Source organism: Streptomyces sp. NPDC005202, assembly GCF_040608235.1.
Lineage (GTDB): Bacteria > Actinomycetota > Actinomycetes > Streptomycetales > Streptomycetaceae > Streptomyces.
This window is the reverse complement of the sequence record NZ_JBEXHW010000012.1, coordinates 1-21,395: the sequence shown is the minus strand read 5'-3', so window position 1 is coordinate 21,395 and position 21,395 is coordinate 1. Positions and strand designations below refer to the sequence as shown.

Here is a 21,395-nt window from a genome sequence, read left to right as displayed (position 1 = left end):
GTCGGGGAGCGCGGGAGTACACGGCCACCACGCATGTCTCGAGCAGTGTGACGGCGACGATGGCGGGCCCGGGGCCGAGGCGCAGCGACGGCCCCGACGACTCCGCCGACGAACATGCCGAGGACGGTCGCGGTACGACGCACCCGCGTCAGAGGCGAGGAAGAGGTACGGGAAGCGGCCGAACGCAACGACAGGACGTCCGCCAGTGCCTGGACCAGCGTGATCTGCACCACTGTGGTGGGCATGTCCGGAATCCCCGCCTCGATCATCGCGCGTGTGCGCCATGCCATGGCGCACGCCGGCAGCGCGACGGTGACGGCCATGGCGTGCACGGCAAGGGCGTCCGTCCCGCTGGTGGCGACGGCGTACAGGCCGGCGGCACTCAGCACCACGACCTCGGCAGCGAGTGCGATCACGAACCAGCGCCGTCCTCGACGGTTCAGCCGCGCGATGACGAGGTGGGAGGCGGCGGCTCCGACGACGAAGGCGGCCAGAGCCTCTGCCGGCCGGGCGACGGGAATCCCCGGCGCCCTCGCGGCCCCGAAGCCGAGCAGCAGGGGTTTCCGGTGGCGAGGGCGGCGAAGGCATGCCCCAGGCCGAGAAACGCGATCGCATCGCCCGCGCCGGAGGTCACGGTCAGGGCGAACAATGCGATGCTGACGCGCATCTCGCTCGCGTCCGGTCGGCATTCACCTGGTCAGCCTGGCGCAGGGGCCGAAGCGGGCAGACGCGTGACACGCGGTCAACCGCTGCCGGCCGGTGCGCCACGTCCGGCGGGCGGGGCACCCATGGGGAGGTGCGCCCCGCCCATCCGGGCCGGTCGGGCCGTCAGCAGGCGCCCTCGTCCTGCCAGGGGCCCCACTCGGCGGCGCCGGGGACCTCGTTCTGGGTCCACCACTTGGCCTTCCAGTTGTGCTTGTTGTACGAGACCTCGTTGCCGACGGTGTAGACCGCGGTCGAGCTCCAGGCCGGCTTGCACGAGGTGCCGGGAGGTGTGGGTGTCGGGGTGGGGGTGGTGGAGGGCGGGGTGGCCCCGGCGAAGTTCACCGAGTACTTGGCGAAGTCCCACGAGTTCTGGCTGACGCTGGAACAGGTGCCCGACGTGCGGCCGCCGTTGTCGGGCGGGGTGCACTGGCGGTCGCGGTTGAGCGACCAGAAGGTGAAGCGGTCCATGTTGTGGCTGGTGGCGTAGTCCAGCACGGTCTGGAAGTCGGCCTGCGTGAAGGTCTCGCCGGTGTCGCTGCGTCCGTTCATCCCGGAGAAGCCCTCGTGGGCGTAGGCGGTTGCCTGGTCCCAGCCGAAGGTGGACTGCAGGATCTGGTTGAAGTTGGTCAGCGCGCCGGTCTGGGAGGCCGCGCCGTTGAAGCCGCCGTCGAACGGCATGATGGAGAAGTTGTTCGGGGTGAACCCCTGCGTCTTCGCCTCCAGCAGCATCTGCTTGCCGAACCAGCCGGTGCCGTCCGCCGTGCCGGCCGTGGTGACGGAGACGTAGAGGCCGGGGTTGTTCTGCTGGAGGATCTTGGCGGCGCCGATCTCGTTCTTGATGGCCGCCGCGTTCTCGTACTCCGGCTCCTCCAGGTCGAAGTCGATCGCGTGCAGGCCGTACTTGGTGATGACCTGCTGGTACGCCGCCGCGGTGGCGGCCGCGTCCGAGCACACCTGGCCGAGCTTGGTACCGCCGTACCCGCCGATGGAGACGGAGACGTCGCCGCCCTTGGCGCGGATGGTGTTGATGACCGACTGGACGGCGGTGTCCGAGGAGACCGCGGCCGTGCCGCCCCAAGTGGGCGAGCAGCCGCCGCCGTTGGGGGCGAGGATGAAGGCTAGTTGGAACGCCTTCAGACCGGTGGCGTCCATGATGGCGGCCGGGTCCGGCGGGTCGTTGTCGAGCGGCATCAGGTAGGGGGCTGCGGCGTACCAGCGGTTGCTCAGCGCGCTCGTCGCGCCCGAGGCGTTGCCCGCGACCAGCGCGGTCGTACCGGCCGCGGCGAGCCCTACGGCGGCGGCCGCGCCCAGACATGCGCGAAGACGTCTCACTACGTGCCTCCAGTGGGGTGGGGAGTCGTCCCAGCTTCTTGACGCTGTCGCGCTCACGTCAACCGATTGGCCTAGACCATATAATTCTTTGGACTAGACCATACGATTGCTTTACCTCACCTGCGGCCCTCGGGCGTCGCTGCGCCGCCCGGCGTCCGCGAGGAAACGCGCCATCTCGCGGACGCCGGGGTGCGCGACCGTCAACGGTGCTGCGCGACGCTCCGACGGTGCGCTTTCGGGCCCGCGCGGCGCACCAGCGCCTGCCTCTCTGTCCCTGCCTCTGTCCCTGTCCCTGTCCCTGTCCCTGTCCCTGTCCCTGTCCCTGTCCTTGGACGAGCCGTCAGCGCACCGGCAGCGCCTGCGTGTGCTCGATGCGGACGGCGTCGAGGTCACGCGGTTCCAGGCCGAGCAGGCGCAGGATCGTCGGGGCGATCTGCGTGGTCCGCACCGGGACGCCGATGCGCACACCGTGCTCGGCCCCGGCGCCCGAGACGACGAGGGGGACGTCGAGGTCGTCGGCGTGGGCGCCGCCGTGCTCGGCGATCTTGCTCTTGCCGCCGGTGTAGACGACGCCGTACTGGGCGATGCCGAACAGGTCGGGCACGCGGGCGTCGCCCGGCCGGACGTGGAAACAGCGGGCTGCGGCCGCACCGGCGTACAGGGTCTTCAGGCCGCTCGCGGTGAAGGGCTTGGCCTTGCCGTCGATGCCGTTACCGGTACCGGACTGGGCCAGCAGGTACGCCTTGGCGAAGTCGGTGGCGGCCCGGGAGCGGTCGGTGAGCCAGAGGAGCATGGCGTCGTCGTCCACGGCGTGCGCGACCAGGTCGCCCGCGCCCGGGTGGGCGGCCTTCCAGGCGGCGTTGAGGCCGTCCAGCAGGGCGCCGTCGTCGACGCGGGTCAGTGCGCTCGGGTCGGTCGGCGACTGCCCGTGCTTGGCCGACAGGATGATCGTGGTACTGCCGTCGAGGTGTCGCTTGCGGAGTTCGGTGACGAGCGCCCCGACCTCCTTGTCGACAAAGGCGAGGTTTTTCGCCAGCAGCGGGCCGGGCACGCCCTTCGCCGCGTAACCGCCCGTCAGTCCGTCGGAGGCGGGCAGTTTCTGGGCGGTCGAGACGGACTGGAAGTTCATGCCGAAGACCGCCGGTGTGCCGACCTTGTGCGTGCGGCCGTGGTCGTAGCCGTCGATCTCGTTGAGGACGGCCTGCACCTTGTAGCCGTCGTACTGCTCGGTCGCCGCGTTGTCCTTGGTCCAGTCGTCGCCCGCCGCGTAGCCGGTCGCCTCGCTGTTGATCTCGGGCGCAAACAGGTCCTGAATGCCGCTGCCGGAGGGGCCGTTCAGGATCTCGTACGCCACGTGCTTGTCGGACCAGGCGGTGCGCAGCCCGGCCTTCCGGGCCACGTCGAAGACCGTGTTCACCTTCAGGTACGCGTGCGGGTAGACCGGCTTGCAGGTCGCCGGGTCGACCGGCAGCTTCGACGGGTCGATCAGGCTGCGGGCGTCGCCGGTCATGTTCAGGACGCTCCCGGGCAGCCCGCTCAGGCCCTGGCCGGCGTCGAGGGAGTCCTTGTTCCTGTCGAGGTCCTCGGTGAGATCGACCTCGGCACCGGGCCTGACGCCGGTGCAGCTGGTCGTACCGGCCGGGAGGAGGGCGTGGCTGTAGGTGTCGTCGTAGTAGACGCCCGTGGTGCCCGGGTTGCCGCCCGTGAGCTGACCGACCATGCCGGGGAACGAGTCGGAGGGCACCGTGGTTCTGGCGCGGGTGTACTCCACACCGCCGGCGGCGAGCCGCGCGAGTGCCGACTGCGGGTGGCGCGCGACGTACCAGGCGAGGTCGGACTGGTGCAGCCCGTCGACCGACAGCAGCAGGACGTGCCGAGCGGAGGTGCGCGGGTGTGCGGGTATGTGCGCCGAGGCCGGCGCGGCGGCCGTGGCGGTGAGGGCCCCGACGGCGGCGAGCGCGGCGGCGGCCGCGGTGGCGGGGCGGGCAGGGCGGACGGAAGGTTGGAACACGGATTCTCCTCCGGCTGTGCAGAGCAGGGCGGCCTCTGAGAGGCGCACCGACATACGAGAGGGAGAACATGTACGGAAGGGGACTTCCGTTCCGTGTCATGCCCAAGAAAAGCACCTGTGCCCGCAAAGACCGTCGTCGGACGTGATCCTGCGACACTGCCGGGCCTTCGGCCGTCAGCGGTCGACGTCGTGCCCGTGGGTGTGACGGTCACCGACATGCGCCTCTCTGCGACCGGGTACGGAGCGGAGCCCTCGGGCGGCGTGGCGTTGAAAGGAGTGGGTCCGCGGCGCGGTGAGTATGGCAGTCCACCCGCGAGTTGATGTCCGGAGGCAGGCGTGACGGTACGTCGTATCGGCTTGGTCGTTCACGGAGGACGCACGGAAGCCGCGGATGCCGCCCGCACCGTCCGTGCATGGTGCGACGACCACGCCGTGCAGTGCACGGACATCGACGTATGGCGTGACGGCGGGCGCCGCAGTGCCGGAGAGGAAGTCGAGTCCGCGGGCAACCCCGACCTCATCGTCACCCTGGGAGGCGACGGAACCTTCCTGCGAGGCGCCCGGCTGGCCGCGGAGAACGACGCCCTGGTCCTCGGAGTCGATCTCGGGCGGCTGGGTTTTCTGACGGAGGTGCCCGTCACGGTGGTGGGCCCGGCGTTGGACGCCGTGAGTGAGGGGCGGCACACCGTCGAAAGCCGCATGCTGCTCACCCTGCGCGCCTCATGCCGCCTGGAGGTGCCCCCGGGCATGGAGGAACTGATGCGCTACGGCCGTGGCCCCCTCCTGCCGCCTCCGCGGGTGCGCACCGAGTGCGAGGCCGGTGGCGAGTGGGGCATCGCCCTGAATGTGACCGCGTTGAACGACGTCGTCCTGGAGAAACTGGCACGAGACCGGCAGGTGTCGGTCGGCGTCTACCTCGCCGGCAGGCTCCTGGCGTCCTACTCCGCCGACGCGCTGCTGGTCGCCACACCGACGGGGTCCACGGCCTACAGCTTCGCCGCCGGCGGCCCTGTCGTCTCGCCCCGCGCGGACGCCCTCATCTTCACGCCGGTCGCCCCGCACATGGCGTTCAACCGGTCGGTCGTGGCCGCGCCGGACGAACCCATCGCTCTGCGCGTGCTCGAGCGCTCGGGCCAGGCCGCCGTCAGTATCGACGGCCAACTGCGGGGCGTGCTCGACCCGGGGGACTGGATCGGTGTGTACATGGCCCCACGCCGGCTACGGGCCGTCCGGCTGGGACCGATGGACTTCTACGGCCGTCTGCGCGAGCGCATGAAGCTGACCGACGCTCCGGCCGCGATCGCCGACGGAACCCCTGCCCCGCTCTGGCCGGTGACGAGTCCCCCTCCCGGAGACCTGGCGCACCTGGCGTTGCCCGCGGGCCCCGGCGACGCGACGCGGGTTCCACGGGGCGGTGCCGACGAGGAGCGCTAGGGAAGAGACCGTCCCCGTCAGCCCGACGCCGGTGATCACCCGTAGGCCTGAACGGCACACACATCGGCCCTCGGCGACCGGGAAGCCGGCGTCCGCCTCGAGCCGTCGAACGGGAGCTGCTCGTCCTGACCCAGCCCAGGGCCAAGGCGGACACCATCTGGGGCCGTCCCGTCCCTGGGGGACCATGGGGGACATGGCCGAGCAGCGGTTTGAGGCATGGACGGTCGGGGCCGCCCACGAGCGCTACATGGGGCGCTGGAGCCGACTCGTCGCGGACGAGTTCGTCGCGTGGCTCGACTGTGCCGACGGTCTGCGGTGGCTGGATGTGGGATGCGGTACCGGTGTGCTTGCGGCAGTGGTGGCCGCCGGGCGCCGGCCCCGCGTGGTGGTGGGCATCGACCGGTCCGAGGCGTTTGTGCGTGCGGCCCGGACCGCGGCCGCCGACTCGACGTGCTGCGTGGTGGCGGACGCGATGGCGCTGCCGGTGCGCGACGCTTCGTTCGACGTGGCCGTCAGCGCTCTGACGTTGAACTTCCTTGCCGAGCCCGCCGCGGCCGTGGCCGAGATGGCCCGGGTGGTCCGGCCGGGCGGCCCGGTCGCGGCGTACGTGTGGGACTATGCCGACGGCATGGGCTTCCTCCGCCGGTTCTGGGACGCCGCCGCCGAGGCGGAGCCGACCGCGGCCGCGGTCGACGAGGGACGTCGTTTCCCCGTGTGCCGTCCGGAGGCGTTGCACGCGGTGTGGGCCGACGCGGGACTCGCCGACGTGTCGACCGTCCCCATCGAGGTGCCGACCGATTTCGCCGACTTCGACGATCTGTGGGAGCCCTTTCTGGGACAGGGGCCCGCACCGGGCTACGTCGCCGCTCTCCCCCCGTCCGACCGCGACCGGGTACGTGACGCGCTCAGCGCGGCTGTCCCCAGGCGGTCGGACGGCTCCATCCGGCTCACCGCTCGTGCCTGGGCGGTGAGCGGCGGCAAGCCGGTCCGCGCCCCGATGAGCGAGGCACCGTCCCGTCCGTAGGCACAGGCACCGTTCCGTCTCAGTTGTCGGGAGCGTCGTCTCCGGCTGGGCCACCGACTGCGGGGGACCCCCGGTCGACTCCTCGGCGCCTTCTTCCTCCTCCACGGTCTTCTGCCGGCCGCCCTGCTCCTGATCGTGCCGCCGTCAACCCGCCCATCGTCCGACGGACCTGGTGCGGCCGTCGTCGTGTACGGTTCCGGCGCGGTCGCGGAGGGCAGGGCCACCACCGTGCCCGGTTCAGCCCCGGGCCGGAGTCGAACCGGCCGTCGCGCCGAGCGCGTGGTCGATGAAGCGCTGTGGGGCCGGTGGCAGGGTGCGGCCGGAGAGCCAGGCGATACCGATGTCGCGGGCACCGTGCACGTCGGTGATCTCCAGGTAGCGGATCGGGAAGGCGGGGGTCGCCGCGGCGTCCGGCGACGACGGGATCAGGGACACGCCCAGGCCGGCCGCGACCAGGCCGCGCAAGGTGTGGACCTCTTCGCCCTCGAAGCCGATGAGCGGAGTGAAGCCGGCCTGGCGGCACAGCGTTTCGGTGACGCTGCGCAGCCCGTAGCCGGGTTTGAGCAGGATGAAGGGCTCTTCGGCGACCTCGGCCAGCCGGACCCGGCGGTGCTGGGCCAGGGGGTGCTGGGTGGGGACGGCGAGCCAGAGGGGTTCGACCAGGAGCCGCCGCCAGGTGATCAGCGGATGGCCGGGGTCCCCACTGGTGATGATCAGGTCGGCGGTGGCGTCGAGGAGGTGCTGGACGAGGCCGTTCTCCCCGTGCTGGTGAAGCTCGAACCGGACCTTGGGGAACGCCTGCCGGAACCCGGTGACGAGCTTCGGCACCAGCCAGGTGCCCAGGGTGTGCAGGAAGGCCAGCGACACCAGGCCCGCCTCGGGATCGACGACCTCGGCCACGGCCCGCCGCCCCGGTCGTAGCTGTCGAGGACGGCATCGGCGTACTCCTTGAACACCCGCCCGGCCGGAGTCAGCCGCAGGACGCGGCCGACGCGCTGGAAGAGCTCCGCGCCCACCTCGTCCTCGAGCCGGTTCAGCGCCCGCGACAGGGCGGGCTGGGTGATACGGGCCTCCGCGGCGGCCTCGGTCACCGTCAGGCCCTCGGCCACCGCCTGGAAGGAGCGCAGTACCTGGAAATCCATCGCCCCTATTCTCGCACCGCATCGGATCGGGGACACCAAGGCGTTGGGGGCATGGACGGCGGGTCGGCGGCCAGGGACTGTGCGGTCACGGCGTCGCAGAGCTGCTCGGCCGCGGCGATGGCGTGCTCCCAGTCCGGCAGCCCCCGGCCCGGGCGGCTCGGCTCGCCGTGGGCGTGGGCGACGGCCTGCCGTGCCTCGGCGAGCCGGTGGTAGGCGGCGCGGCGCAGCGCGTGCCGCTCGGCCGGGGCCGCACTCGGGGCCAGGTCGCGGTAGCGGTGAGCGGCGGCCAGGGCGGCTTCGGTCTGCCCGGCGGCACGGCCGGCCGCGGAGTCGGGCCACAGGGCGAAGTGCGCGAGGAGGACGATGGCGGCGGCCAGTGCGGTGTCGAGGATGCGCGCCGTGTACAGCGCCCGGTGGTCGCCGAGCAGATCGACGAGGACGAACACGATCGCGGTCAGGCCGGTCGTGGCGAGCGCGTAGTGGTGCCGTACGCCGACGGCCATCAGGGCGCCGAAGACCGCCACGGCGCCGATGAGGGCGTAGGTGTCGGTCGTCAGCAGCGTCACCGCACCAATGGCGGCCACGCCGACGACCGTGCCGGCGCAGCGGTGGAGGGCCCGCCGGAACACGGGCCCGAAGTCGGGCTTGTAGACGAAGGCCACGGTCATGGGGAGCCAGTATCCGCGCGGGCCGTGCAGCACTTCGGCACACAGCTGCGCGACGAGCACGCAGGCCGCCAGCAGAACGGCGTACCGCAGGTGGGCCGACCGCCCGTGCCACGGTCGGGCCGGGAGGTGCAGCGCCACCTCGTCCACGCGTTCGGCCTCGGTCGCCGCGTACAACGTGGCGAGTGCGCGCAGGCCCGGCGAGTCCGCGCGGGCATCGGGACTCACCTGGGCTGCCGTGTCCAGGGCCGAAGCGGGAACCCTGCCGCCGTCCGGCAGCAGACGCTCGGCCATCACCAGCGGTACCCGCGTCACGGCCCGGGGGAGCGGACGCGCCTCCCACACCAGCGCCGACGCCACCTCGCCCAGCTGCACCGCCACGTGGAACGCCCTGAGCAACGCACGCAGCTCCGTCTCCGCCCGGCCGCGGGGTGTCAGGTGGCGGCCCATCACCTGGTGGGCGTGGTCGAGGGCGACCGTCAGTCGCCGCCTCGCGTCTTCGGCAGCAGAGGTCCCTGCTGCCGACAGTGCCTCGGAAGCGGCCCGGTACACGGCCAGGACGGCGGCCCGCTCGATGTGGTGCCGCCGCCACAGCCACGGGGTCGCGGACAGCGCGATGACGAGGCCCACCCCGGCGAGCAGCGCCACGGGCGACTGCCACCACGGCCCGGGCACCGGGATGCCGCTGCCGACCGTGACGCCGAGCAGGAGGTGCATGCCGGACACGGAGGCGACTCGGCCGCGCAGGCTGATCGAGCCGGCCAGCAGGGCGGCGGCGACCAGGCAGACCGTCACCGCCGCCGACTGCCCGCTGCGGAGCGAGAGTTCACCGGCGAGCAGGCCGAGTGCGGCGGCCAGGCCCATGCAGCCCAGCCGTCGGACGCGCAGCCGGTAGGGGTCGGAGCCGTCCTGGCTCACGCCCCACAGGGCACCGATCCCCGCCATCACCGAGGGGATCACCGCCCCGGTCCGCACGCCGACGAGGAGGGGCAGGGCGAGCGCGACGGCGCCCCGCGCCGCTGCCGCCAGGGGCAACGGGGTGAGCGGGATGCCGAGCGCGCGGCGCAGCCGTGACGGCGGAGCGCCGCGCGAGGAGCGCCCCGGTCGTGCGCGGGCTGCTGAAGTCATACGGCTGTGTCCTTTCGCGTGCCGGGAGGTCGCAGTCGGGCAGGCGGAGCCTCGCCGCCGAACGGTCCTGGGCGAGGTCCTGGGCGAGCCGGATCGGCGGATGAGGGCCGGGCCCGGCTCGCCGTCGTGGCGGTGGCACGGGTAGCCGTGCCGGTCCGTCTCCGGCGGATCCGGTGGCGCGCGTCGTTGCGGCCGACCGCCGAGGACGATTCCCGGGTGCTCGCAGCCGGTCGGCCCGCCGGCCGTTCCGAAGGAGTGAGCGCGGCTCAGACGGCCTTGATCGGCGCGTAGACCGGCTGCCACATCGCGGCGCGGACACGTTCCTCGACGCCGTCGTCGACGACCTCGCGGGCCACCCCGTCTTCCGCGGCGGCACGGGCCACGGCGACGGCGACGGCGACGGAGGTGTCGCGGAGCCGGTCGATGAGGGGCAGGACGGGGGCGCCCGGGGAGGTGGCGTCGGTCTGCCGCGCCACGGCGTGTGCGGCGGCGACCAGCATGCCGTCGGTGACGCGGTCGGCTCCGGCGACGATGGCCCCCAGGCCCAGGCCGGGGAAGACGAGCGCGTTGTTGGCCTGCGCGATCCGGTAGGTGACGCCGTCGTATTCGACGGGCGCGAAGGGACTGCCGGTGGCGATCAGGGCGCGCCCGTCCGTCCAGGCGAGCAGGTCGGCGGGGACCGCTTCGGCCAGATCGGTCGGGTTCGACATGGGCAGGATGATCGGGCGCCGGGCGTGGGCGGCCATCGTACGGACGATCTCCTCGGTGAAGGCGCCGCCCTGGCCGGAGGTGCCGATCAGGACGGTGGGACGCACACGCTCGACGACCTCGGCCAGCGGGATGCCGCCGAGTTGTCCGTCGCGCCGCCAGTCGGCGACCTCGGCGGGGCGGCGGGCGTAGCGGACTTGGAAATCGCGCAGCCCTTCCTGGCCCTCGGTGAGCAGACCCTGGCGGTCGACGGCCCAGATGCGGGCGGTGGCTTCCCGAGCGGTCAGCCCGTCGGCGACGAGGGCGTCGCGGAGCTGGTCGGCGATGCCGATGCCGGCGGTCCCGGCGCCGAAGACGACGATGCGGTGGTCGCGCAGCGGAACGCCACTGGCCTTCACACCGGAGAGCACGGCGGCGAGGTTGACGGCACCGGTCCCCTGGACGTCGTCGTTGAAGGTGAAGACCTGGTCGCGGTAGCGGTCCAGGATGCGGCGGGCGTTGGCCGGGCCGAAGTCCTCCCAGTGCAGCAACGCGCCCGGGAAGAGCTTCGTGGCGGCACGCACGTAGGCGTCGATGAAGGCGTCGTAGGTCGCCCGGTCCACGCGCGGGTGCCGGGTGCCCAGGTAGAGCGGGTCGTCGAGCAGTTCCCTGCGGTTGGTGCCGACGTCCAGCATCACCGCCAGCGTGCGGCGCGGGTCCACTCCCGCGGCGGCGGTGTAGACGGCGAGCTTGCCCACCGCGATGTCGATGCCGCCCACGCCCCAGTCGCCGATGCCGAGGATCGCATCGCCGTCGGTGGCCACGATCAGGTCCACGTCGTCGGGGCCGAGACCGCTCGCACGCAGGGAGCGTTCGATGTCCTCGGGGGCGTCGACCGACAGGTAGACACCACCGGGGCGCCGGTACTCGTAGCTGTAGCGCCGGATGGCGGCGCCCACGGTCGGGGTGTAGACGATCGGCAGCATCTCGGCGAGGTGGTCGCCGAGCAGCCGGTAGAACAGCACCTCGTTGCGGTCGTGCAGCGCCGTCAGGTAGACGTTCTTGGCGAGGTCGTTCGGCTGCGCCGCGTGCTGCTGGTACGCCCGCTGCGCCTGCTGGTCCTGGGTCAGCACCTGCGGCGGCACGAGGCCCACCAGGTCCAGCTCGCGCCGCTCCTCCTGCGTGAAGGCGGTACCCCGGTTCAGGTGGGGGTCGTTCAGCACGGCACGGCCCCGGGCGGTCGTCTCGATGGGTGCTTCGGCCGCGTTCCGCTGCCTGTTCATGATCGACTCCTTGTGGGCCGGTGGAATCGGCTGTGCCCTTCAAGGGTCGATGACGGAGATACATGCGTCCAATGCCTGAAGAATCGCTGATCCATGCGATCGGGTCATGGATGCCGTTCTACCTGCGCTTTACGGCGATGGAGAGGGGCCGACCCGGGACGCAGCTGTGACTGAAACCGCGGCTGACCGGCTGGAATCATTACGCACATGCATCGTTGGGCGGGTGGGTCGAGGTGGTGCGGCACCCGGCAGTCGCGTTCAGCCCTGCCCACGATCACCCGATTGGTGCAGTGTGCGGCCGCCGGGCCGGGGAAGTCGCAGGCCATACCGGGGCGTGTTTCCCTCCTTCCGCGCCCCGGCAGTGGGATGTGCCGCGGTCGGATTTCCGAGCCGGCTGCGGCACTACCCCCTGGCCGCATCCACCCCCGGGCGCCCGGGCAGCCGCCCCGCCTCGGCGCGGCGCTCGGGTCGCCAGGTGGCCACCAACGCGGCGGCCAGCAGCAGTTCGGCGACGTCCCCGCCGTAGTACATGATCTCCGCGCCCTGCTGGACCTGGCCGACGGGCGCGTGGATGTCCACGAAGAACCCGCCGTACATGGCCTGCGCGACCAGCGCGTGCACGGCCACGGCGATGCCCAGGTACACCAGCCGTGCCCGCACGGTCGGCCGGCCGGGCGCAGGGTCGGGCCCGGCGATGACGTAGGCCCACAGACACCCCGAGGCCAGGAAGTGCGCATGCAGCAGCCAGTGCCCGACAGGGTGCTGCATGGAGGCATTGAACAGCGGGGTGAAGTACAGCAGGCCGAGCGTGCCGGTGCTCAGTGCCAAGGCCATGGCCGGGTGGGCCAGGACCCGCGCGTACCGACTGCGCAGCAGAGCGGTGAGCCGGCGGGCGCGAGCCGGCGGAAGGGCCCGCAGCAGCAGGGTGACCGGCGCGGACAGCACCAGCGCGAGGGGTGCGTACATGCCGATGAGCAGGTGCTGGAGCATGTGTCCGCGGAAGTCGGTGTGTGCTGCCGGGGCCAGCGGCGGCAAAAGTGCCAGGGCCAGCAGGGCCAACCCGGCCACGAACGAGGCCGAGCGCCGGCCGCTCCAGCCCGGGGCGGCGTTACGGCGTACGGCTCGCCGCACGAGAAGGAGATGCACGCCGCCGGCAGTCAGGAGGGCGAGCACGGTCAGTCCCACCCCCGGCAGGCCGCCGCCGACCGCGCCGTGGTCGTGCATCGGGTGCCCGCCGCCCATCAGGCGTTGCCTCCGGCGCCCTCGGCGCCGACAAGGGGACGACCGCTGCGCTGCAGCAGGTGGCCCGCGGCCAGGAACAGCGCGCCCAGGACGAGGAAACCGGCGTCCCACCACGCCCGATACGGTCCGCCGTGCACGTGATGGATGCCCAGGATCTGGTGGTCCACGATGCCCTCGACCAGATTGAACAGGCCCCAGCCGGCCAGGATCCATCCCCACAGAGCCCGCGACGCCCATACCGCCCGCCGGTTGTCCGTGACCCGCGCGTTCAGGATGCCCAGGCCCGCGATCACCGCGATCCAGCACACCGCGTGGAAAATGCCGTCCCACACGGTGTTCATCTCCAGCCCGGAAACGGTGTGAGGGTTGTAGTACTTGACGCCGATGCGGTCGTGATTGGTGCTGGACAACATGTGGTGCCACTGCAGGAGTTGGTGCAGCAGGATGCCGTCGACGAATCCGCCCAGCCCCACCCCGAGCACGATCCCCGGCAGTCGAATGCTGCCCGACACGGGACGGGCTGCGCCTGCGTTCGTCATCCTGCGCTCCCTCTCCTGACCAGTGGCCGAAGCACGCGTTCCACTGCCGCGACGGGTTGCCCGATACCGGCCCCCCACTCGCCCGACCGTCCACCCAACCACCGTCCGTCCCGCCGCGGTGCCCACCGAAATGGCCAAACCCCACCGCGCCCGCGCCGCGCCCCCACCTGACCGCCGGCCGGCGCAGACTCTCAGGAACCCCGCTTGTGCCGGGGGACGTGGCGCCGGTTGTCCTGTTGGACGACCAGCAGGAGGGCGAGCAGCAACGGCCCTGCGGTGCACAGCGTGAAGATCACGGCGATTCCTCTCGCTCCACTGACGTTGTCGGTCCGGTACCCCTGCCTCCCTTTCGTTGCGCGTGAGTTCCCTCTTTCGGGTGCTTCGTCCGGGGCCGGATGCTCCGGTGCCGTCGGCCGCACAGGCCCGATCGAGAGTGCGGCACGGCAGCGGAGTGCGCCCGGCGGGGCCCTGTCCGTCGCCCTCCCCGTCAGGGGAAAGGCAAAGCAGTTGTGCACTCTCTGTCCGTGTTCAGTCATCGACCGTACACATGACGACCTACTACGCGACGGTCGGTGCCGCGTACGAGCAGAAGAAGTACTGCGATGCGGTGGCACCGCTGACGTACTTGCGCACGGTCCCGCACACCCTGCCGAAGAAGGACCTCGGTGCTCTGGCCACATGGCCCGACCAGCGTCTGGCCACGTCCTTGTACGAGTGCGCGTCGGACGGACTGGCGAGCGGCGATGCCGGCTGGCCGACGCTGTTCGGTGAACTGCTCACCACCTTCCCCGGCTCGGAGCAGGCAGCCCAAGTCGAGCCGGCCGTCAAGTCCGCCGTGGACAGGACCGCGCGGGGCGTGCGCGGCGGTGAACCCTGTGCGGCAGTGGAGCGCTTGCGGAGCCTGAGTGCGCAGATCACGAGCGTGTCGGGCGGCAGGGCGGACATCACCGAGGCCCTCGGCGAGGACGCTGACCGAGCGGGCAGGAGCGCTGACTCGGGGGCGTATGCCTGCGGCGTGGACCAGTACAAGGACGGCGACTTCGACGCGGCCCTGACGACCATGAACGGGTTTGTCGCCAAGAACGAGCACGACAAGAACCGGGCTGGCGCACGGAAGATCGCCATCGCGGCGGAGATCGCCAAGACGGTGCGCCCTACAACGTCACCGTGGCCCCCGGAGCGTCCACCACCCTCGGCTTCCATGCCACACACACCGGCGACACCGGCAGGCCGCGGCCTTCAGCCTCAACGGCGCCGCCTGCCAGACCAGTTGAGACGCTCGCCACCCGGGGGACCGCGGCTCGCGCAGCCGTCACCCACACCTGCCGGGGCACCCCCCTCGTCCGTGGGAGTCGGCAGCGACCGCCGGCGCGTTCATCGCCGAGTCCTCCAGCAGCCTGCCTGTGCCGGGCGCATCCGCTCGGCCGGCACAGGCAGGCGGCCGCGGCACACGCCCTCGTGTCACCGGTCCGGTTGGGGGCATCCGCACTGCACGACACGGAACGGCTTCACCCATCCGGAAGGACGGCCATCGTGTCGGCCATCGTGCCGGTCATCGTCTCGGCGGTCCTGTTTTTCGTCGCTTTCCTGATCAACGCGGCTGAGGTCTCGACCGACGACACCTTCACCTTGACCAACGTCATGCTCATCGGGCACCTCGACCAACGTCATGCTCATCGGGTTCGCCCTGCCCCGACCCCGGGTTCTTCGGGCGGCAGGAGAAGCAGGGGAAGAGGAACGTCCGGGCGGCCGTGTGCCTGATCTGCTCGATGCCTGATCGGATGCCGCACGCGCCCACCACCACGCCGCGAGGTCCGCTACCGTCCGTTGCGGTGCATCTGTACCGCGTCCCGGAGGAGGCCTCCGGCCCCGGTGACCGATCCGAACCCCGCTCGCGCCCACACACGAGGTGAACACCGCCCCGTGCTCCTCATGGGCAGGCGGGTGATCCGACCATGCGCCACGGCGATCGCGGGAAGCGTGAACGTATGAGGCTGACGAAGACAGCGAACCGGCCAGAAACGAATCCCCGCTGGATGCCCTACGCGGCCGGCGCAGCGGCGGTCGCGACTGCCGCGGTAGTGGGGTCGCGCGCCGTGGACCCGAACACCGACTGGTACCAGCGGCTGGACAAACCGGCATGGCAGCCTCCGCCATGGGCCTTCGGCGCGGTCTGGACGCCGCTGTATCTGTCGATCGCCTGGGCAGCCGGTCATGCCCTGCAACGCACGCACGGCCGACAGCGCCAGGCCCTGGCCACCACCCTGGGTACGAACCTGGCCCTCATCGCGGCGTGGAACTGGATGTTCTTCGGCTGCCGCAGCCCGAAGGCCGGTGTCCTGGGAACCCTCCTGCTCGACGCCAGCAACGTGCTGCTCATCCGGCGCACCGCGCGCGCCGACGCGGTGGCCGCCCAAGCCCTTGTTCCCTACGCGGGATGGTGCGCCTTCGCCACGGCGTTGAACTGGTCCATCGCCCGCCGCAACCGTTGACGCATCGGGAGGTTCGAAGGAAGCCGCTCGGGCAGACAGAGCAGCGGGCAGGGCCCGACCCTGCGCGCCGTGTTCGTCCGCCCCGGCCGCGGCCGCCTGCGGGGCCTGCCGCAGACCCGACCCCGCCGCGACGCACAGAGCGGGGCCGGGTACCGCAGCCGGGCTACCTGGTGCTCGGCACGACCACCGCACGGTGACCGCCGCGACAACGCAAGTGGACTTGCATTAGGGTGGGGAGGATGACTTCCTCAGGGCCTGCCGTACCACCACTGCGCCGACGAGGAGAGCGCATGCGGCAAGCCGTGCTCACCGCCGCGGTGGAGCTCCTGTCGACCGAGGGGCTGGCGGGCGCGACCGTCGCCGCCGTCGCCCGCTCCGCCGGAGTGCACGAGACGTCGATCTACCGGCGATGGAAGACCCGCGAGAACCTGATGCTCGACGCGTTGACCACACAACTGGACACCGCGCTGCCGATCCCGGACACCGGCAGCGTGCGAAGGGATCTGGTGCAGTTCTTCACCTCGCTGGTCCAGTTGCTCGGCACTCCACAGGGCCAGGCCCTGCTGCGGCTGAGCGTCGAGCGCGACGACACGCTCGACGACCGCCGGGGCCCCTACTGGAGCGATCGCCTGGAGCGTGCCGCGGTCATGGTCCGGCGGGGTATCGAGCGCGACGAACTGGCCGCGGACACCGATCCGGGCCTGCTCGTCGAAGCCATCAGCGGACCGCTCTTCGCCCGCGTCGTGCTGAGTGGGGCACGGCTCGACGAGCCCCTCGCGCAACGGCTGGTCGATCTCGCGCTGGAAGGCGCCAGGCCCCGGCCGGGCCGGGAGACGAAATCCGGCGCGGACGCATGAAGTCCGGCTCCGTCCGGACGGCGTCCGGCTCCGCTCGGACGGCGCGATTGCGAATCTCGATCACTGACAGTGATGCGCCCCGGCTGCTCAGGGAAGTCGGGGCGCAGGGTCGCCGGTCTCCCCGGTCTCAACGGGAAGGACCGGCGTCTCCTGGCTGGATGCGTCCGCGCCAGGCCCCGGACTCGTTCCCACGGTCCTCGACGTACTGCTTGAAGCGCCTCATGTCGCCCTTGACGCGCCGGTCAATCGTTCCCAGCATGTCCGCGGCCCTCTCCGTGACTCCACGGGGCTCGACGTCCATCACCAGCTCCACCCGCGTGTGCGTGTCGTCCAGGCGCTGGAAGCTGACCATGCCCTTCTGCCTCACGTCGCCGGTGGTGGTGCGCCACGTGATGCGCTCGTCGGGGAGCTGATCGACGATCTCGGTGTCGAACTCCCGCCGGACGCCACCGACCTTTGTGGTCCAGTGGTTGTGGCGGTCGTCCAACTGCCTGACTTCCTCCACTCCCTCCATGAAGTTCGGAAACTCCTGGAACTGCGTCCACTGGTTGTAGGCGGTGTGGACGGGGACGTCGACTTCTACTGTTTCCTTGACCTTGCTCATCTGCGCGTCTCCCAGTTCGCTGATTGACCGCGGCGGCCCACCGGCCTGCCACGTGATCTCGGCACGGTGCGACGAGTACCCGAAGACCGCCCGCTCACGACTCCTGTTTTTGGCAGCGCCGCGATCCGACCAGGCTGTACCGCGTTGGGGAACTCCCGATGCGGTGGTGAGCGGTGGACGTGCGCTATCCTTGATCTTGAGCAGGCCGCCGGAACTCCTGGCGGCTGTGCGTTGGTGGTCCAAGGAAAGACGCCCCGCTTCCTGCGGGGAGATGCAGGTGCAAGGCCTGCCCGGCGCTCGTATCCGAACCCCCACCCCTGTCACAGGGGTGGGGGTTCGTGCGTTGCATCGCCCACCATGGTGCCGGTCTGCGGCAGTGCGGCAGCCACAGCGTGCCGCGCTCTCCAGGTCGCGGCGGACCTCCCTGTCCGACTTCCGTCTTGACGGCACGTCAGCCACGGCTTCACGATCCAGGCACCCCATGAATGTGGACATGACATGCGGTGTCGTGGAACCGCCACCGGCGCCGCACGAGTCCACCCCGGAAGACGGAGCCCCCACATGAAGCTCTCCGTTCCCGTCCGCGTGTCGACGTGCCTCACCGTCGTCGCCGCCGCACTGCTCACCAGCGGTTCCACAGCCGGGGCGGCTCCTGTTCCCCGGGCGGCCGCCGCGCCCGACATCTCCGTGGCCAACGTGAAGGCCCACCTTGCGCAACTGCAGTCCATCGCCACCGCCAACGGCGGCAACCGTGCGCACGGCCGCGCCGGCTACAAAGCCTCGCTCGACTACGTGAAGGCCAAGCTAGCCGCGGCCGGGTTCACCATCACCGCCCAGCAGTTCACGTCCTCCGGCCGCACCGGCTACAACCTGATCGCCGACTGGCCGGGCGGGTGACACCAACCAGGTCGTCATGGCCGGCTCCCACCTCGACAGCGTGACCGCAGGTCCCGGCATCAATGACAACGGTTCGGGTTCGGCGGCGGTCCTGGAGACCGCGCTCGCCGTGTCCCGGGCCGACTACCAACCCGCGAAGCACCTGCGGTTCGCCTGGTGGGGCGCGGAGGAGCTCGGCATGGTCGGCTCCCGCACCTACCTCAACGGGCTCTCCTCGGCGAACCGTGCGAAGATCAGCGCCTATCTCAACTTCGACATGACCGGCTCGCCCAACCCCGGCTATTTCGTCTACGACGACGACCCTGCCATCGAGAAGACGTTCAAGGACTACTACACCGGGCTCGGCATCGCGACGGAGCCGGAGACCGAGGGCGACGGCCGCTCCGATCACGCGCCCTTCAAGAACGCGGGCATACCCGTGGGCGGCATCTTCAGCGGGGCGGACTACATCAAAACCGCCGCGCAGGCGGCCAAGTGGGGTGGCACGTCGGGCCAGGCGTTCGACCGCTGCTACCACGCGTCGTGCGACACGTCGTCCAACATCAACGACACGGCTCTGGACCGCAACGCGGACGCCGTGGCGCATGCGGTGTGGGCGCTGTCGTCCTAGCATCCCTGGCCGCGCTGCTCGAGCGGGGCCCGAGGTCGTGAGGCGGCCGATGTTCGTGGAGCCGGGAAGGACAGCCGTACGCCGTAACGCCGCAGCACTCGCGATCGGCGGCGACACCCCTGATGTCATGAGGTTTCTGTGAATCCGTGAGGCGTTTGAACGCGCCGGGGCTCAACTCCGTATGGACGGGGGGATCCCCATGCCCGGCCGGTCTCGACGTCTAGGAGTTCTTCCTTGAGACGCAACACGCGCAGACGACCCACAGGTCCACGACGCGCCACCTTCGCGGCGATTGCGCTGATCCTGGGCGGAGGTGGGCTGGTGGCGGCCAACGTGTACGCTTCGGCCACCGAGGGCCCTTGGGCCGGGGGGTCGACCGAACAGTCGCACCCCGACGGGGCCGGAGCCGCCACGATCGACTGCCCGGACGTCGGCACTCGGCTCACGACGGTGCCGGACGAGGCGCGGGCAGCTGTCGACGAACAACTCGCTGTTCTGGACAAGCAGATAGCCGACGCCTACCAGCAGTGGCAGAACTCGATGCAGGCCGGACAGCAGGACAGCGGTTCCGCAGCGAGCGCGATCATGGATCCGCTGAAGGAGAAGCGGACCGCGACGATCGAGCGCATCGCGGACGCCATCGACCGCGTCGGCGACCGTCCGGAGGGACTCGAAGCCCTCGCGGCGTGCTCGCTGCGTCCTTCCGGCAACCAGGACGACGGGGGCAAGAACGCCGGTCAGGACCAGAACGGCGACGGCCAGGACCAGAGTCAGCAACAGAACCAGAACCAGGGCGGCGGTCAGCAGCAGGGCCAACAGCAGGGCGGAAACGGTGGACAGGCCGGCAACGGCCCCGTGGCCGCGGACTACGCGGACATCACCACCGTGCAGCCCAACGTGCCGAGCCCGCGTGAAGAAGCGGACGCCTCTCGCGGCAGTTTCTCCTCCAGTTGCGGGGTGAACGCAAACGGCCTGTTCAACTCCGACAACGTGATCGTCGCCCCCGGCGTCACCAACGGAGCCCACCACTTCCACGACTACATCGGCAACCAGGCCAACAACGCCTTCGCCAGCGACGAGGACCTGGCGAACGCCGACACGAGCTGCGAGGACAAGGGCGACAAGTCCACCTACTACTGGCCCGTGTTGCGCCTGCAGAACGGAACGCAGGAGCGGGACGCCGGCGCCCCCGGCGGCGGCATCGAGGGCAACGCCGGCCAGATCGTCACGCCGAAGCAGGTGACGCTCACCTTCGAGGGCAACCCGCGCAGCAAGGTCACGGAGATGCCGCGCCTGTTGCGCATCATCACCGGTGACGCCAAGGCCTTCGTCAACGGCCCCGCCAACGCCAACGCCTCCTGGAGCTGCACCGGGTTCGAGGACCGGCAGCTGAAGGACAAGTACCCGCTCTGTCCGCAGGGCAGCGACGTGGTGCGCACCTTCCGGTTCCAGAGCTGCTGGGACGGGCGGAACATCGACAGCGCAAACCACCGCACCCACGTGGCGTTCGCCGACGCCGACGGCAACTGCCCGCAGGGCTTCAAGGCCATCCCGCAGCTGGTGCAGCGCATCGTCTACGGCGTCGACGCCCCGAGTCTCCAGGACGGCGGCCGGACGACCCCGCTGTTCGCCGTGGACTCCTTCCCCGAGCAGCTGCACAAGCCGGTCACGGACCACGGCGACTTCATCAACGTCTTCGACGAAGACCTCATGCGCGAGATGGTCGACTGCATCAACAGCGGTCGGCAGTGCGGATCCGGGGCCGACCAGGGCTCCGGCTCCGGTGAGCAGCCGCAGCAGCCGCAGCAGCCGCAGCAGCCGCAGCAGCCGGAAACGCCGCAGGGACAGCCGACGCCGAGCCCCACCGCATCGACCGGCGGGAACGGCGATGGTGCGGGCACCGGCAACCCCCGCACCGGCAACCCCGGGGGCGAGGAGTCCTCGAAACCGACGACCGCCGCGCCCGAGACGCAGTCGGCGAACGACGGCTCCTCCGCCGCCCCCGAAACGGCGCAACCCAAGCTCTACGCAACTGCTTCCGCCGTGCAGAGCGCCAAGGCCGCTGCGTCGCACAGCAGCGGCTCGGGTGACGACAGCGGCGCCGAAGTGGGCACACCCGCGCAGACGCCGCCCCCGACCGGCGGGAACGATCAGTCCGGCGGCGCGCAGACGGAACCGCAGGCGGTCAACGGCGGTCTGGCCGAGACGGGCACGCAGCTGTGGCCGGCCGCGGCCGGAGCCATCCTCGTGATCGCGGGCTTCGTACTGCTTCGCCGTATCAAGCGCGGTTCCCTGTAACACGGCCGTCGGCCGACGCATGAGCGGCGGCAGGACCTGCCCTGCGGGTCCTGCCGCCGTCTCGTGTCGGGCGGTGAAGCATCTGCCGGACAGGGGCCTGCGGGCAGACGGCTGGGGAGTGACAGGAGCCGGCAGCGCGCCCCTGGTCGGAACGCCAGGAACAGGCGGCCACGCCCACGGTCGCCTTCCCCAGCCGCAACGGCCCTGTTCGGTCATCACCGACGCACGCGGCGCACCCCTGTGCGCGCGAGTCGTGCCCCCGGCCGTCGCCTGGACCGCGGAACCGGTTGATCGGTAGCGGTGCGTAGCCGTTCGTCGAGCGCCGGCGGCGGGAGCATTAGTGCGCTAGATGTTCTGTCCACGGAGGTTGGTGACAGCGATCACTGACGTGTGATCTTGAAATGGGTGAGGGCCTTCTGGCCTGGTGTGGATTGCGACATCTACC

General features: G+C 71.1%; 15 protein-coding genes and 3 pseudogenes. 6 read left to right on the top strand and 12 right to left on the bottom strand.

The annotated features are described in order from the left end of the window. Positions 1 to 86 precede the first annotated feature (86 nt). The 3 genes and pseudogenes from ABZV31_RS19220 to ABZV31_RS19210 form a co-directional block, all read right to left on the bottom strand. A pseudogene (locus ABZV31_RS19220) lies at positions 87 to 689 on the bottom strand (YoaK family protein); the annotation flags it as partial. A gap of 139 nt (positions 690 to 828) precedes the next feature. After that, on the bottom strand, positions 829 to 2,037 hold the full coding sequence (locus ABZV31_RS19215; RefSeq protein ID WP_355895081.1) for a carbohydrate-binding protein: 1,209 nt from the start codon (positions 2,035 to 2,037) through the stop codon (positions 829 to 831). Positions 2,038 to 2,377: 340 nt separating this feature from the next. Next, entirely contained in the window at positions 2,378 to 4,048 is a 1,671-nt protein-coding gene (locus tag ABZV31_RS19210; RefSeq protein ID WP_355895078.1) for an alkaline phosphatase family protein, read from the bottom strand. 336 nt (positions 4,049 to 4,384) lie between these two features. Between ABZV31_RS19210 and ABZV31_RS19205 the strand changes: the two genes are divergently transcribed. Beyond that, the gene (locus ABZV31_RS19205) at positions 4,385 to 5,482 is read left to right on the top strand and encodes an NAD(+)/NADH kinase (RefSeq protein WP_355895076.1); all 1,098 of its coding nucleotides are present in this window, start codon (positions 4,385 to 4,387) and stop codon (positions 5,480 to 5,482) included. Positions 5,483 to 5,675: 193 nt separating this feature from the next. Continuing rightward, positions 5,676 to 6,506 carry a class I SAM-dependent methyltransferase gene (locus ABZV31_RS19200; protein WP_355895074.1) on the top strand — a complete coding sequence of 277 codons (831 nt, stop codon included), beginning with the start codon at positions 5,676 to 5,678 and terminating at the stop codon, positions 6,504 to 6,506. 237 nt (positions 6,507 to 6,743) lie between these two features. On the opposite strand, the gene ABZV31_RS19195 is transcribed toward ABZV31_RS19200, so the two are convergent. The 8 genes and pseudogenes from ABZV31_RS19195 to ABZV31_RS19160 all read right to left on the bottom strand — a co-directional run bounded on the left by ABZV31_RS19195 (position 6,744) and on the right by ABZV31_RS19160 (position 14,835). After that, entirely contained in the window at positions 6,744 to 7,406 is a 663-nt protein-coding gene (locus ABZV31_RS19195) for a LysR substrate-binding domain-containing protein (protein WP_355895072.1), read from the bottom strand. 116 nt (positions 7,407 to 7,522) lie between these two features. Next, positions 7,523 to 7,648, bottom strand: a pseudogene (locus ABZV31_RS19190) (LysR family transcriptional regulator); the annotation flags it as partial. A 5-nt stretch (positions 7,649 to 7,653) separates the two neighbouring features. Continuing rightward, on the bottom strand, positions 7,654 to 9,441 hold the full coding sequence (locus tag ABZV31_RS19185) for an FUSC family protein (protein ID WP_355895071.1): 1,788 nt from the start codon (positions 9,439 to 9,441) through the stop codon (positions 7,654 to 7,656). 266 nt (positions 9,442 to 9,707) lie between these two features. Next, entirely contained in the window at positions 9,708 to 11,411 is a 1,704-nt protein-coding gene (locus ABZV31_RS19180; protein ID WP_355895069.1) for an NAD-dependent malic enzyme, read from the bottom strand. A gap of 402 nt (positions 11,412 to 11,813) precedes the next feature. Beyond that, positions 11,814 to 12,653 carry a cytochrome c oxidase assembly protein gene (locus ABZV31_RS19175; protein WP_355895067.1) on the bottom strand — a complete coding sequence of 280 codons (840 nt, stop codon included), beginning with the start codon at positions 12,651 to 12,653 and terminating at the stop codon, positions 11,814 to 11,816. Next, on the bottom strand, positions 12,653 to 13,192 hold the full coding sequence (locus ABZV31_RS19170) for a DUF2243 domain-containing protein (RefSeq protein WP_355895065.1): 540 nt from the start codon (positions 13,190 to 13,192) through the stop codon (positions 12,653 to 12,655). Before ABZV31_RS19170 ends, ABZV31_RS19175 begins: the two co-directional genes overlap by 1 nt. 558 nt (positions 13,193 to 13,750) lie before the next feature. Then, entirely contained in the window at positions 13,751 to 13,972 is a 222-nt protein-coding gene (locus ABZV31_RS19165) for a hypothetical protein (protein WP_355895063.1), read from the bottom strand. 728 nt (positions 13,973 to 14,700) lie between these two features. After that, complete coding sequence (locus ABZV31_RS19160) at positions 14,701 to 14,835, bottom strand: hypothetical protein (protein WP_355895445.1); 135 nt, start codon at positions 14,833 to 14,835, stop codon at positions 14,701 to 14,703. Positions 14,836 to 15,180: 345 nt separating this feature from the next. Between ABZV31_RS19160 and ABZV31_RS19155 the strand changes: the two genes are divergently transcribed. After that, on the top strand, positions 15,181 to 15,684 hold the full coding sequence (locus ABZV31_RS19155) for a TspO/MBR family protein (RefSeq protein WP_355895061.1): 504 nt from the start codon (positions 15,181 to 15,183) through the stop codon (positions 15,682 to 15,684). 290 nt (positions 15,685 to 15,974) lie between these two features. Continuing rightward, positions 15,975 to 16,541 carry a TetR/AcrR family transcriptional regulator gene (locus ABZV31_RS19150; protein ID WP_355895058.1) on the top strand — a complete coding sequence of 189 codons (567 nt, stop codon included), beginning with the start codon at positions 15,975 to 15,977 and terminating at the stop codon, positions 16,539 to 16,541. 127 nt (positions 16,542 to 16,668) lie between these two features. Here the strand turns inward: ABZV31_RS19150 and ABZV31_RS19145 are convergent, their stop codons facing one another. Beyond that, positions 16,669 to 17,145, bottom strand: coding sequence for an SRPBCC family protein (locus ABZV31_RS19145; protein WP_355895056.1), 477 nt, complete (start codon positions 17,143 to 17,145; stop codon positions 16,669 to 16,671). Positions 17,146 to 17,706: 561 nt separating this feature from the next. Here ABZV31_RS19145 and ABZV31_RS19140 point away from each other — a divergent pair. Next, positions 17,707 to 18,652, top strand: a pseudogene (locus ABZV31_RS19140) (M28 family metallopeptidase). Between the two features lie 234 nt (positions 18,653 to 18,886). Then, positions 18,887 to 20,950, top strand: a complete 2,064-nt coding sequence (locus ABZV31_RS19135; protein WP_355895054.1) for a DUF1996 domain-containing protein — start codon at positions 18,887 to 18,889, stop codon at positions 20,948 to 20,950. Positions 20,951 to 21,395 lie beyond the last annotated feature (445 nt).

Excerpts from the sequence above, each read along its gene's own strand:
- ABZV31_RS19200 (WP_355895074.1), top strand. The coding sequence starts at position 5,676 with ATGGCCGAGCAGCGGTTTGAGGCATGGACGGTCGGGGCCGCCCACGAG.
- ABZV31_RS19185 (WP_355895071.1), bottom strand. The coding sequence starts at position 9,441 with ATGACTTCAGCAGCCCGCGCACGACCGGGGCGCTCCTCGCGCGGCGCT.
- ABZV31_RS19180 (WP_355895069.1), bottom strand. The coding sequence starts at position 11,411 with ATGAACAGGCAGCGGAACGCGGCCGAAGCACCCATCGAGACGACCGCC.
- ABZV31_RS19175 (WP_355895067.1), bottom strand. The coding sequence starts at position 12,653 with ATGGGCGGCGGGCACCCGATGCACGACCACGGCGCGGTCGGCGGCGGC.
- ABZV31_RS19170 (WP_355895065.1), bottom strand. The coding sequence starts at position 13,192 with ATGACGAACGCAGGCGCAGCCCGTCCCGTGTCGGGCAGCATTCGACTG.
- ABZV31_RS19160 (WP_355895445.1), bottom strand. The coding sequence starts at position 14,835 with ATGACGTTGGTCAAGGTGAAGGTGTCGTCGGTCGAGACCTCAGCCGCG.
- ABZV31_RS19155 (WP_355895061.1), top strand. The coding sequence starts at position 15,181 with ATGAGGCTGACGAAGACAGCGAACCGGCCAGAAACGAATCCCCGCTGG.
- ABZV31_RS19150 (WP_355895058.1), top strand. The coding sequence starts at position 15,975 with ATGCGGCAAGCCGTGCTCACCGCCGCGGTGGAGCTCCTGTCGACCGAG.
- ABZV31_RS19145 (WP_355895056.1), bottom strand. The coding sequence starts at position 17,145 with ATGAGCAAGGTCAAGGAAACAGTAGAAGTCGACGTCCCCGTCCACACC.